The organism is Azospirillum formosense (assembly GCF_013340925.1).
Taxonomy (GTDB): Bacteria; Pseudomonadota; Alphaproteobacteria; order Azospirillales; family Azospirillaceae; genus Azospirillum; species Azospirillum formosense.
The window spans coordinates 1-11,846 of the sequence record NZ_WHOR01000179.1 but is presented as its reverse complement, the minus strand read 5'-3'; the positions used below and the strand labels follow the sequence as shown (position 1 = coordinate 11,846).

11 protein-coding genes are annotated in these 11,846 nt (G+C 69.6%); 6 read left to right on the top strand and 5 right to left on the bottom strand.

The window, feature by feature from the left end; genetic code table 11:
• Positions 1-59: 59 nt before the first annotated feature.
• The 4 genes from GBZ26_RS20300 to GBZ26_RS20285 form a co-directional block, all read right to left on the bottom strand.
• Positions 60-629 (bottom strand): hypothetical protein, encoded by a 570-nt coding sequence (locus GBZ26_RS20300; RefSeq protein ID WP_174440394.1) that lies wholly within the window; start codon positions 627-629, stop codon positions 60-62.
• A gap of 47 nt (positions 630-676) precedes the next feature.
• Positions 677-1,858, bottom strand: coding sequence for a succinyl-diaminopimelate desuccinylase (gene dapE, locus GBZ26_RS20295; protein WP_174440393.1), 1,182 nt, complete (start codon positions 1,856-1,858; stop codon positions 677-679).
• A 19-nt stretch (positions 1,859-1,877) separates the two neighbouring features.
• A complete protein-coding gene (gene dapD, locus GBZ26_RS20290; RefSeq protein WP_014239316.1) occupies positions 1,878-2,720 on the bottom strand; it encodes a 2,3,4,5-tetrahydropyridine-2,6-dicarboxylate N-succinyltransferase in 843 nt (280 codons plus the stop codon).
• 124 nt (positions 2,721-2,844) lie between these two features.
• Positions 2,845-3,519 (bottom strand): pyrimidine 5'-nucleotidase, encoded by a 675-nt coding sequence (locus GBZ26_RS20285; protein ID WP_246653538.1) that lies wholly within the window; start codon positions 3,517-3,519, stop codon positions 2,845-2,847.
• Positions 3,520-3,724: 205 nt separating this feature from the next.
• On the opposite strand from GBZ26_RS20285, the gene GBZ26_RS20280 reads away from it, so the two are divergent.
• The 4 genes from GBZ26_RS20280 to GBZ26_RS20265 all read left to right on the top strand — a co-directional run bounded on the left by GBZ26_RS20280 (position 3,725) and on the right by GBZ26_RS20265 (position 8,230).
• A complete protein-coding gene (locus GBZ26_RS20280; RefSeq protein WP_174440391.1) occupies positions 3,725-5,404 on the top strand; it encodes a sensor domain-containing diguanylate cyclase in 1,680 nt (559 codons plus the stop codon).
• Positions 5,401-6,735, top strand: a complete 1,335-nt coding sequence (locus GBZ26_RS20275) for a DUF2336 domain-containing protein (protein ID WP_174440390.1) — start codon at positions 5,401-5,403, stop codon at positions 6,733-6,735. Before GBZ26_RS20280 ends, GBZ26_RS20275 begins: the two co-directional genes overlap by 4 nt.
• A 25-nt stretch (positions 6,736-6,760) precedes the next feature.
• On the top strand, positions 6,761-7,387 hold the full coding sequence (locus tag GBZ26_RS20270) for a hypothetical protein (RefSeq protein ID WP_174440389.1): 627 nt from the start codon (positions 6,761-6,763) through the stop codon (positions 7,385-7,387).
• Positions 7,388-7,534: 147 nt separating this feature from the next.
• A complete protein-coding gene (locus GBZ26_RS20265) occupies positions 7,535-8,230 on the top strand; it encodes a hypothetical protein (protein ID WP_174440388.1) in 696 nt (231 codons plus the stop codon).
• Positions 8,231-8,243: 13 nt separating this feature from the next.
• On the opposite strand, the gene GBZ26_RS20260 is transcribed toward GBZ26_RS20265, so the two are convergent.
• Positions 8,244-9,608 (bottom strand): pentapeptide repeat-containing protein, encoded by a 1,365-nt coding sequence (locus GBZ26_RS20260; RefSeq protein WP_174440387.1) that lies wholly within the window; start codon positions 9,606-9,608, stop codon positions 8,244-8,246.
• 396 nt (positions 9,609-10,004) lie between these two features.
• Between GBZ26_RS20260 and ffh the strand changes: the two genes are divergently transcribed.
• On the top strand, positions 10,005-11,372 hold the full coding sequence (gene ffh / locus GBZ26_RS20255; protein WP_038526052.1) for a signal recognition particle protein: 1,368 nt from the start codon (positions 10,005-10,007) through the stop codon (positions 11,370-11,372).
• Positions 11,373-11,453: 81 nt separating this feature from the next.
• Entirely contained in the window at positions 11,454-11,807 is a 354-nt protein-coding gene (gene rpsP, locus GBZ26_RS20250) for a 30S ribosomal protein S16 (protein WP_014239325.1), read from the top strand.
• The last annotated feature ends 39 nt before the right edge of the window (positions 11,808-11,846 follow it).

Genomic DNA, 11,846 nt, shown 5'->3' with positions numbered 1-11,846 from the left:
TCGCAGAGGGCACCCTCCCCTGCGAAGCGGGGGAGGGCCGGGGTGGGGGCAAAAGGTCCCTACAAGAGCCCGTCGGCGAAATCGGTGATCAGCGCCGACAGGAACAGGTCGAGCAGGACCAGGACCGCCGCCGCGACGCCGGAGATGTCCAGCGCCGTGCGCATGACGAACCACTGGTAGGTCAGCATCGCCAGCATGATGCCGAACACCAGCCCTTCGGAGATCGGGCCGGGCAGAATCCCCGTGGCGGCCAGGATCACCACCGGCAGATAGATGCCCATCTGCACGACCGACGACCAGTTGTAGGCGCACAGGAAATCGACGTAGCGGTTCTGCCGGTCCAGCAACCCGCTCACCCCGTGCATGACCACGGGGAAGGCCGTCCAGCTGATGACGTAGGCGATGGCCTCCACCACCACGAGCTGGAACAGCGGCGTGTCCGGCACCTGGCCCCACAGCCGGATCGCCAGCAGCAGCGTCCAGGCCGGGGCGACGATCACCGCGGCGTAGAAGGACTTCCACGCCCCTTCGGGGGTGCGGTCCAGATGCTGCAATCCGGTGGGGTCGAACCGGGCCAGACGATAGGCGCCGAAGACGGAGGAGGCGACGTCCCGGGCGGTCAGCGGCATGTTGCGGTCACCGGAGGGTGGTGGGAACGGGCGGAGGAAGCCTTAGGTCAACCGAGCCGGTCGAAGACGTTCCGCAAAACCTCGCCGTAAATGTCGGTCAGGCGGGTCAGGTCGTCCAGCGCGGTGTGCTCGTCCACCTTGTGCATCGTCTGCCCGACGAGGCCGAACTCGACCACCGGGCAGAAATTCTTGATGAAGCGGGCGTCCGACGTGCCGCCGGTCGTCGAGTATTCGGGACGGCGCCCGGTGACGCGCTCCGCGGCGTCCGCCACCAGCTCGGTCAGCGGGCCGGGCGGGGTGAGGAAACTGTCGCCCGACACGAAATGGTCCAGCTCGTAGGAGCCGCCCACCCGGTCGAGCCGTTCGCGCAGCCACGCCAGCAGCGTGTCGGCGGTGTGCAGGTCGTTGAAACGGATGTTCAGCGTCGCCTTGCCCTGCGCCGGGATGACGTTGTGCGCCGGGTTGCCGACGTCGATGGTCGTCAGCTCCAGGTTCGACGGCTGGAAATGCGGGGTGCCGGCGTCCAGCGGCTCCGCCGTGATGGCGGCCAGCATGCGGGCCAGCCGGGGCAGCGGGTTGTCGGCCAGATGCGGGTAGGCGACGTGCCCCTGCGCGCCGTGGACGGTCAGGAAGGCGGTCATGCTGCCGCGCCGCCCGATCTTGATCATGTCGCCCAGCGCCTTCGGGTTGGTCGGCTCCCCGACCACGCAGGCGTCGAGCTTTTCACCCTTGGCCTGCATCCAGTCCAGCACCTTGCGGGTGCCGTTGATGGCGACCCCCTCCTCGTCCCCGGTGATGAGCAGGCTGATCGAGCCCTTGGGCGCGCCGCCAGCTTTCACATGACGGGCCGCGGCGGCGACGAAGGCGGCGATGGCTCCCTTCATGTCCACCGCACCCCGGCCGTAGAGGCGGCCGTTGTGGATCTCCGCGGCGAAGGGATCGAGGGACCAGCCCTTCAGCTCGCCGGGGGGCACCACGTCGGTGTGCCCGGCGAAGCAGAAGTTCGGCCCCTCCCTGCCCAGACGGGCGTAGAGGTTGTCCACCGGCGCCGTGCCCTCCTCCTCGAACCGCAGGCGGTGGCAGACGAAGCCCAGCGGCGCCAGCGCCGCCTCCAGAACACCCAGAGCGCCGCCGTCCTCGGGCGTCACGCTGGGGCAGCGGATCAGGGCCTGCGCCACCGCGACGGGATCGCAGGGGTCGAAGGAGGGAGCGGCGGCGGCGGTGCTCATCGTGGCGTCTTCCCCGGCGTCAGTCGCGCAGCAGGTCGTTGATGGAGGTCTTGGCGCGGGTCTGCTCGTCCACGCGCTTGACGATCACCGCGCAATAGAGGCCCGGACCCGGCGTGCCGTCGGGCAGCGGCTTGCCCGGCAGGGTGCCCGGCACGACGACGGAGTAGGCCGGAACGCGGCCGACGAAGACCTCGCCGGTGTTGCGGTCGATGATCTTGGTCGAGGCGCTGATGAAGACGCCCATGGAGAGCACGGCGCCGCGCTCCACGATCACCCCCTCGACCACCTCGGAGCGGGCGCCGACGAAGCAGTCGTCCTCGATGATGACCGGGTTGGCCTGGAGCGGCTCGAGCACGCCGCCGATGCCGACGCCGCCCGACAGGTGGACGTTCTTGCCGATCTGCGCGCAGGAACCGACGGTGACCCAGGTGTCCACCATGGTGCCGCTGTCGACATAGGCGCCGACGTTGACGAAGCTGGGCATCAGGATGACGTTCGGCGCGACGTAGGCGGAGCGGCGGACCACCGCGCCCGGAACGGCGCGGAAGCCGGCGGCCTGGAACTGCGCCTCGGACCAGCCTTCGAACTTCGGCGGCACCTTGTCGTACCAGGAGGCGCCGCCCGGCGCGCCGGGGATCGTCTCGTTGGCGTTCAGGCGGAAGGACAGCAGGACCGCCTTCTTCAGCCACTGGTTCACGACCCAGCCGGCGTCCGTCTTCTGCGCGACGCGCAGGTCGCCGGAGTCGAGGCCGGACAGGGCCTCCTCCACGGCGTCGCGGACGGCGCCCTTGGTCGAAACATTCAGGGTGTCGCGGGTTTCCCACGCGGCGTTGACGGCGGATTCGAGGCTGGCGTGGCTCATGGCGGCATTCGCTGGGCTGTCTGTTCGAGGGTTCGGAACATGGGCCGCGCCGCGCCGCCTTGTCAACGTTGCCTTGTTCTTAAAGGGTTCCTACGGAGTGTGTGAGGAGCCTTGCGGGCGCCGCTCAGCCCGCGACCTCCTCCAGCCAGGCCGGCAGATCGTCGACGGTGTGGTCGATGTGGTTGCCGGTGCCGACTCCGCCCGCGTCGGGGCGGGACCAGTCGGCCTCGCTGCGCACCCACACCGTGGTCATGCCCAGGGCGTGGGCGGGGACGAGGTTGCGGGCGATGTCCTCCACCATGCAGGCGCGGGTGGGGTCGATGTCGTAATGGTTCACCAGGATGTCGTAGGGGCGCGGGTCGGGCTTGGGGACATAGCCGGCCTCGACGATGCCGAAGGTGGCCTCGAAGCAGCCGTCGATGCCCAGTTGCCGCGTCACGTTCTCGGCGTGGCGGACGGAGCCGTTGGTGTAGATGATCTTGCGACCCGGCAGCCGGTTCAGCGCGTCCGCCATGCCGGGGCAGGGGGCCACCGGGCTGACGTCGATGTCGTGGACATAGTCCAGGAAGGGCACCGGATCGACGTCGTGCTCCACCATCAGGCCGCGCAGCGTCGTCCCGTGCTCCCGGAAGAAGCGCTTCTGCATGACGCGCGCCTCCTCGTAGGTGATGCCGAAATGCCCGGCGATGAAATCGCCGATGCGCCGGTCCACCTGGGCGAACAGGTTGCAGGAGGCGGGATAGAGGGTGTTGTCGAGGTCGAAGATCCAGACCCCGGTGTCGCGAAGGGAAGCCATCATGGCCTGAACAATGGGGTTTCGCCGGCCCGCCCGCAAGCCGCTTCGCAGCATGGCCCGTTTCCGCTCCGGAGCGGCGGCGCTTTCAATGAGTGGTTGCGTATGGCAGGTGCCCGGACCGCCTGAAGAAAGATTCGGCGAAGAAACGCATTTTTCCGGTATACTCCGCCCCGCGCAGTCTCAGGTTCGCACCGTGTCCGCAGACCCAATGTCCGAAGTTCCGCCGGCCAACCCGCCCGGCGCCATCCTTACCCCCACGCTCCTGGCCGCCTTCCCCGGTCCGGCGATCCGGTTGGATTCCGCTCACGCGGTTGCCGCCGCGAACGCCGCCGCGGACGAGCTGCTGTCCGCCGGCGGACGCTGGCTCGCGGACATCCAGGGGTGGCTGGCAACCTGCAGCGTCGCGCCGGGCCTGCGCTCCCTTCCGGTGGAGTTGCCGCGTGGCGTGATGATCGTCGAATGGGCGGCCACACCGCTGCCCGACGGGGACATCCTTCTGCTGGGGCGCGACGCCACGCTGGAGCGGCAGCTCCGCCAGACGCTGATCGAGTCGCGCCGCCGCTACAAGGATCTCGTCGAGGTTTCGAGCGATTTTGCCTGGGAAACAGGCAGCGACGGGCGATTCGTCTTCGTCACGCCCAAGGGCGCGCTGGGCTACAGTTCCGATGCGTTGATTGGTCGCAACCCCAAGGATCTGGCGGTGACCGAGTGGGGAGACCTGCCGTTGCCGTTCGACAGCCGCCGCCCCGTCGATCAGGCGGAGCTGTGGCTGAAGCGGGTGGACGATCTGCCCGCCTGTTTCGTGGTGTCGGCGGTGCCGCTGTTCGGCCCGCAGGGCGAATGGATGGGGGCGCGCGGCGTTTGCCGCGAAACGACGGAGCAGGTGCTGCGCTCCGCCGAGCTGGCGCGGGTGCGCAATCGCGAGAAGATGCTCGCCCACATCGTCCACACGCTGCGCGACCAGCTCGACGCCCAGAAGGCGCTGCACGTCGCCGCGGTGGAAACCGCCCGCGCGCTGGGCGCCGACGGCTGCCGCATCTACCGCGCGACGGAAACGGGCGCCCTGCGTCCCGCCGCCGATTTCGCCGCGGAAATCCCGGAGGAACTGCTGTCCGACCTGTTGCGCCCCGTTCTGGAGGAGATCGCCGGCAGCGAAGAGCCGCATGAGCTGACCCTGGGCGCGAACCGGTTGCTGGCCGCCCGGACGGAGCACCGTCAGGCCGTCAACGGCGCCGTGGTGATCTGGCGCGGCGACGACTCCGATCCCTGGGACGACGAGGACCGGATGCTGCTGTCCGGCGTGGCCGACCACATCGGCATCGCCCACGCGCATCTGGCCTATCAGGAGCGGCTGCGCCGCCTGTCGGAGCGCGACGGGCTGACCGGCCTGTTCAACCGCCGCACCTTCTTCGAGCGTCTGGACGAGGTGCTCGGCCGCCCGGACACCGGGCCGTCCGCGCTTCTCTACGTGGACCTCGACAATTTCAAGGCGGTGAACGACCTGCACGGCCACCAGCAGGGCGACGCCGTGCTGATGGCCATCGGCGGGCTGCTGACCAACGGTGTCCGGCCCGGCGACCTGCCGGGACGGCTGGGCGGCGACGAGTTCGTCCTGTGGCTGGGCCGCACCGACGAGGCGCAGGCCGTGGCGGTCGCCGAGCGGCTGCTGGCCGGCATGGCCGCGCTGCGCCATCTCTCCGCCGGACCGGACAAGCCGCTGGGCCTGTCCATCGGCATCGCCGTCCACCGGGTGGGGCGCGAGACCCTGCAGGAACTGACCGACCGCGCCGACTCGGCGATGTACGACGCCAAGAAGCGCGGGAAGGGCCATTACGCCGTCGCCCCGGTCCCCATGGACACCGCCGTGGCGGCGGAGGCGTCGCGATGACCGCCTGCGGCGATCCCCAGCTTCTCGATCCCGCCGATTACGAGGCTGCCAAGCAGATGGCGCGCAGCACCGACCCGGCGGTGCGCCGCCGCGTCGCCGCGTCGCCCGAAACCCGGCCGGAGCTGCTTTACTTCCTGGCCGCCGACACCGCGGCGGAGGTTCGCGAGGCCATCGCCACCAACGCCGGCACGCCGCGGCAGGCCGACCTGATGCTGGCCACCGACCGGGAGGTCGCGGTGCGCGGCGCCCTGGCCCAGAAGGTCGCCCGGCTGCTGCCCGACCTGTCCGCCGACCAGGCGTCGCAGATCGAGCGGCTGACGCTGGAGTGCCTGGAGGCGCTGGCCCGCGACCAGGCGACGGAGGTGCGCGGCATCCTGTCGGAGGCGCTGAAGGAACTGCCCGGCGCGCCCCACGGCGTCATCAACACGCTGGCCCGCGACGTGGAGCTGTCGGTCTGTGCCCCGGTCCTGCAATTCTCGCCGATCCTGACCGACGAGGATCTGGCCGACATCATCATGCGCGGTCCGGTGGCCGGCGCCCTGTCGGCGATCGCCGGACGCAAGCAGATCTCGGCCTCCGTCGCCGACGCCATCGCGCGGTCCGACGACGAGGCGGCGATGACCGCTCTGCTCGCCAATCCCTCGGCCCAGATCCGCGAGGAGACGCTGGACCGCATCCTCGACCAGGCGCCGCAGCACGAGCCCTGGCACGCCCCGCTGGTGCGCCGTCCGCGCCTGCCGGCCCGCGCCGTGGCGCGTCTGGCGAGCTTCGTCGCCGACAACCTGCTGAAGGTCCTGCGCGAGCGCACCGACCTCGACCCCGCCACCGCCCGCGCCCTGGCCGAGGGTGTGCGGGCGCGCGTCAACCGCGGGGCCGGCGGCAACGGCGGCGGTGGGCCCGGCGTCGCCCGCGGCCTTGTCGATTTCGGGGAGGAGGAGCTCGGCCATCCGCCGGGCGACAAGGACAAGGCGGCCGAACGCCCGACCGACAAGGCGGCGAGGCTGAACAAGGAAGGCAAGCTGACGGAGAAGCTGCTGGAGGGTGCGCTGGCGGAGGGCGACCGGGCCTTCGTCCTGGCCGGGCTGGGCGAGCTGGCGCAGCTTCCGATGCCGATCATCGACCGCATCATCGGCACCCACGCCCCGCGCGCCGTCACCTCCCTGGTCTGGCGCTGCGGCCTGTCGATGCGCTTCGCCCGGCAGGTGCAATTGCGCATCGCCCAGATTCCGCCAAAAACCGCGCTTATGGCAAAGGAAGGCGTCCTTTACCCGATGTCCGACGACGAGATGCGCTGGCAGCTCGCCTTCTTCGGAGTCGAGGAGAAAGTCTGACGCCGGCCACCACACGGACCCGTTCATGCGCGCCCTGGCTCTTCTGCTGTTGTTCCTCGGTTTTTCCATACCGGCCTTCGCCGCTCCGCCGCCCACTTCCCCGGAGGAGCGGGAGGTCGCGGCGGTCTTCGAAAGCGCCCGCTCCGCCCTGGCGCAGAAACGCGGCGCGGCGGTCGTGCCGCTGCTGTCCCGCGCGTCGGTCGACAAGCTGGAGCAGGTGCGCGGCGTCGCCCGCAGCGGCAACGACTCCGGCCTCGCCAAGCTGGAGCCGGCGGAGAAGTTCGCCGCGATGGGCCTGCGCCGCTATGTCAGCCCGGCGGATCTGCGCCGCATGTCGCTCGGCGAGCTGGCCGACCACGGCATGAAGAACGGCTGGCTCGGCCCCAACGTCATCGGCAGCAGCGGGCTCGGCCCGGTGCGGGTGCGCGGCGATCGTGCCTCCGCCCTGCTGATGGTCGACAACCGCCCGGCCCTGGTTCCCGCCGACTTCGTGCGCGAGGGCGGAGCGTGGAAGATCGACCTGACCGGAGTCTTCAGCTTCGGCAGCCAGATGCTGAAGGGCTTCGCCGCCATGTCGGGCAAGAGCGACGAGGCCTACATCGAGGACATGCTGCAGAAGCTGCCGGCCAAACCGGCGATGATGCACCGCTGACCGGCCGGGTGAGCGCGGCTGTGCTAGCGCGGACAGGCAGGGGATGACGCGTTGCGCGTTACACCTCCTGCGACGGGGTGGGCCGTTGCGCGGAATCCGGAGATTGCGTTAGAGTCGCGCCACACGCACGACGCGTTGGTGCCCGTCATGACCGCTCCGGATGGCTATCCCTTCGCCGCGCTGACCGAAGCGGACGCCGGGTTCTTCCCGTCGGCCAGGAGCGTCGGCGCTCCGCCCACCATCCCCTACCGGGTTCCCTGCGCCCCCGCCTTCGCGGCCGCGGCGGTCCGTCTGGCCGCCCGGCGCGGCACCGACCTCTCCGCGCTCACCGCCGCCGCGCTGCTGCTGGCGCCCGAGCGGACGCCCGATCCCGGCGCCCCGGATGACGACGCGGAACGGGCCGCGCTGGAGTTGCGGCTGCCGCCGGGCCACGGCGACGCGGCGATCCGCCGAGCGCTGGCGGCGGCGCTGGCGCTGGCCGAACCCGGCTGCCGGCTGATGCCCGCCGAAGAGGCCGGGCGGCTGGAAGGGGCGGTGGAAACGCTGACCTACCGCAACAAGGCGCTGGCCCACGCGCTGGAGCGGGTGTCCTTCCGCCCGCTGGACGGCAAGCTGACCCAGGTGCGCGACGCCGCGCAGATGTTCGGCTTCGTCAATGAATGGTGTTTCGACGAGGACCGGGTGGTGAAGCGCTTCCGCGAGCTGGCCCCGGTCTATCATCCGGACACCGGGGTGGTCGCCTGCCGCGACCGCATGGCCCAGCTGATCGACGCCCGCAACCTGCTGATCAACCACGTCCGCACGGCCTACCGCACCGGCCCCTGGACGCAGCGGCGGCCCTGAATCCGGAAAAGGATCAGGTCCCGGTCATCTCCTCGATCCCGATGGCGTCGGTCAGGCTGGTGCCGTCCAGAACCGTGCCGTCGAGGTCCGCACCGGTCAGATCGGTGCCGGTCAGGTCGGCCTCGCTCAGATTGGCGCCGCGCAGGTCCGCTCCGGCAAGGTTGGCGCCGGACAGGTTCACCTTGCGCAGGTCGGCGTCCTTCAGCACGGCCATGCCCATGCGGGCGCGCTGGAGGTTGGCCCGCCAGACGTGGCTGCTCGACCCCTGGATGTGCACGGGGCCGAGCTGCGCCTCGGTCAGGTTGGCGCCGGTCAGGGTCGCCCGCTCGAAATTGACGCCGCGCAGGTCGGCCTTTGTGAAATTCACCTTGCGCAGGTCCGACAGCGACAGGTCGGCGATGGCGAGCGAGGTGCCCATCATCGAGGCGCCGCGCAGCGTGATGCACTGCAGGATGCCGGCCGACAGGTTGATGCCGTCGAGGTTGCGCCCCGACAGGTCGAGGGACGAGAGGTCGGCGCGCTTGCCCTCCTTGCCGCCGCTGTCGATCCAGGAGAGGTGCAGGGTCAGGATGTTGCGCAGGTCGTCGTCCGGGTTCTCCAGGACCTTCGCCATCACCGCGGCGGACAGGTTGGGCGAGCGGAGCTGGGCCGCGTCGAGGATGGCGCCGATCAGGTTGGCGTTGGTGAAGTTGGCGCGCCCGATGGCGCAGTTGGTCATCACCGCGCCGGACAGCCGGGCGCCGGACAGGTTCGCCTCCGACAGGTCGGCGTCGGTCAGGTCGCAGCCCGTCAGGTTGGAGTTGGTCAGGTTCGCGCGCATGAACTTCGTGCCGCGCAGGATCGCGTCGGTCAGGTCGGTCTGCATGACAAAGGCGTTCGCCACCTTGGCCCGCGACAGGTCGGCGCCGCGGATGACCGCCGCCGTCAGCTCCGAGGTCAGGACCGAATCCTCGAAGTTGTGCGGCATCATTTCGCCCGACGGCGTGTAATGCAGCAGCGTGCCATCGCGCAGGTCCACCTCCACCAGCATGGCTTCCGACAGCACGGCGCCGCGCAGGCAGGCGCCGCGCAGGTCGGCGCGGCGCAGATCGGCCTTCTCCAGGTTCGCCAGCCGCAGGTCGGCCGCGTAGAGGTTCGCGTTGGTCAGGTTGGCCCGCGTCAGCCGGGCGCTGAACAGCTTCGCCCCGGACAGGTCGGCGTCGGACAGGTCGATGCCGGACAGGTCCAGATGCGACAGGTCGCGCATCTTCAGGTTCGCGCGCACACCGCCCGGCTGGCTTTTCCGGAAAGCCTGATGGCGGAGCAGGATCGTGTTCAGCTGACTCTGCGTCAGCTTCGTGCGCGGTGTGTTCGTTCCGAAGCCTTGCGCGGGGGGCATCAGGGAAATCCTGGGTTGGAGTCGCGGCACACTCTAAAGGAGAGCCGCGAAGAAAAAGTTAACAATCGGTAACGCTTTATTCAAGTACGACTCGAATGCGCTCTATCGCGGGCGCTGGCTCGGGGCGTCAAAGCCCTTGATTGTGTATGGAAACAGTGACCTTTTGCGCGCCGTCGCGCAAGAGGCTCCGCGCGGGCGGGCCGTCGCTGCGTTGTTGACTCCGGTCCCCGCGATGCGTATGGTCCGCCGACCTGCATCCGTCGAGCCATCGACCGGGTACCATCGGCCTGCGTGCCGGGGACCTCCGCCAGTCCGCGAGTTTCGCGCACTGGCTCGTTTGTGCTTGAGCCGATCGCGTTCGAGCGGATGGAGACCGAAACTGAGGACCGCTGACCCATGTTCGATGGCCTGACCGGACGCCTGGGCGACATCTTCGACAAGCTGCGCCGCCGCGGCGCGCTGAGCGAGGAGGACGTCAACGCCGCGCTGCGCGAGGTGCGCGTGGCGCTGCTGGAGGCCGACGTCGCCCTGCCGGTGGTCAAGCAGTTCGTCAACCAGGTCAAGGAACGCGCGATCGGCCAGGAGGTCCTGCGCTCGATCACCCCCGGCCAGCAGGTCATCAAGATCGTTCACGACAACCTCGTGGAGATGCTGGGGCAGGGCGAGGAGATCAACCTCAACGCCGCCGCTCCCGTGCCGATCCTGATGGTCGGCCTGCAGGGATCGGGCAAGACCACCAGCACCGCCAAGATCGCGCTGCGCCTGAAGAACCGGGACCGCAAGAAGGTCCTGATGGCCTCGCTGGACGTGCGCCGCCCGGCGGCCCAGGAGCAGCTGAAGGTCCTGGGCGAGCAGACCGGCGTCGCCACGCTGCCGATCGTTCCCGGCCAGGACCCCGTCGCCATCGCGCGGCGCGCCATCGAGACCGGCCGCCGCGAAGGCTACGACGTGGTCATGCTCGACACCGCTGGCCGCCTGTCCATCGACGAGGAGTTGATGGCCGAGGTCGCGGCCGTGCGCGACGCGACCAAGCCGGCGGAAACGCTGCTGGTCGCCGACGCCATGACCGGTCAGGACGCGGTGACGGTCGCCACGAACTTCAACGACAAGGTCGGCATCACCGGCATCCTGCTGACCCGCGTGGACGGCGACGCCCGCGGCGGTGCCGCCCTGTCGATGCGCCAGATCACCGGCAAGCCGATCAAGCTGCTGGGCATGGGCGAGAAGATCGACGCCCTGGAGGCTTTCCACCCCGACCGCATCGCCGGCCGCATCCTCGGCATGGGCGACGTGGTGTCGCTGGTCGAGAAGGCCGCCGAGACCATCGACAAGGAAGAGGCCGAGAAGCTCGCCCGCAAGATGGAGAAGGGCCAGGGCTTCGACCTCGACGACATGGCCTCCCAGCTCAAGCAGCTGCGCAAGATGGGCGGCATGTCCGGCCTGATGGGCATGCTGCCGGGCATCGGCAAGATCAAGAACCAGCTCAAGGACGCGAACATCGACGACGGGGTGATCAAGCGCCAGGAGGCGATCATCTCCTCGATGACGAAGAAGGAGCGCAAGCACCCCGAGCTCATCAAGGCGTCGCGCCGCAAGCGCATCGCCGCCGGCTCCGGCACCAGCGTGCAGGAGGTGAACAAGCTGCTCAAGCAGTACGACACCATGCGCGGCATGATGAAGCAGGTGCAGAAGCTGGGGCAGAAGGGGCTGATGCGCCACGGGCTGCAGAGCCTCCTGCCGAAGAATTTCCGGGGACCGAACTGATCCCCGGCGACCGCAACGCGCGATGAGCGCGATCATTTTCAACCGTCTGTCAAGCGACTACACCAAGGAAGCGACTGTCCCATGTCCCTGAAGATCCGTCTCGCCCGTGGCGGCGCCAAGAAGCGCCCGTTCTACTCGATCGTCGTTGCCGACGCCCGCAGCCCGCGCGACGGCCGCTTCATCGAGAAGATCGGCACCTACAACCCGATGCTGCCGCGCGAGCATGAGCAGCGCATCGTCCTGGACGCCGAGCGCGCCAAGCATTGGCTGTCGGTCGGCGGCCAGCCGACGGACCGCGTCGCCCTGTTCCTGGCGAACGCCGGCCTGATCGCCAAGCCGGAAATCCGCGAGACCCCGAAGAAGTCCGCCCCGAAGGCCAAGGCGCAGGAGCGTCTGAAGGCCGAGGCCGCCGCCAAGGCCGCCGCCGAGGGCTGATAGGGGTGTCGCTTATCACCATCTGACGCCGCCGACGCC

Bases quoted from the DNA above. Each gene is read 5' to 3' on its own strand.
- GBZ26_RS20265 (WP_174440388.1), top strand. From the start codon at position 7,535: ATGACCGCTCCGGATGGCTATCCCTTCGCCGCGCTGACCGAAGCGGAC.
- ffh (WP_038526052.1), top strand. From the start codon at position 10,005: ATGTTCGATGGCCTGACCGGACGCCTGGGCGACATCTTCGACAAGCTG.
- GBZ26_RS20300 (WP_174440394.1), bottom strand. From the start codon at position 629: ATGCCGCTGACCGCCCGGGACGTCGCCTCCTCCGTCTTCGGCGCCTAT.
- dapD (WP_014239316.1), bottom strand. From the start codon at position 2,720: ATGAGCCACGCCAGCCTCGAATCCGCCGTCAACGCCGCGTGGGAAACC.
- GBZ26_RS20275 (WP_174440390.1), top strand. From the start codon at position 5,401: ATGACCGCCTGCGGCGATCCCCAGCTTCTCGATCCCGCCGATTACGAG.
- rpsP (WP_014239325.1), top strand. From the start codon at position 11,454: ATGTCCCTGAAGATCCGTCTCGCCCGTGGCGGCGCCAAGAAGCGCCCG.
- GBZ26_RS20260 (WP_174440387.1), bottom strand. From the start codon at position 9,608: ATGCCCCCCGCGCAAGGCTTCGGAACGAACACACCGCGCACGAAGCTG.
- GBZ26_RS20285 (WP_246653538.1), bottom strand. From the start codon at position 3,519: ATGATGGCTTCCCTTCGCGACACCGGGGTCTGGATCTTCGACCTCGAC.
- dapE (WP_174440393.1), bottom strand. From the start codon at position 1,858: ATGAGCACCGCCGCCGCCGCTCCCTCCTTCGACCCCTGCGATCCCGTC.
- GBZ26_RS20280 (WP_174440391.1), top strand. From the start codon at position 3,725: ATGTCCGAAGTTCCGCCGGCCAACCCGCCCGGCGCCATCCTTACCCCC.
- GBZ26_RS20270 (WP_174440389.1), top strand. From the start codon at position 6,761: ATGCGCGCCCTGGCTCTTCTGCTGTTGTTCCTCGGTTTTTCCATACCG.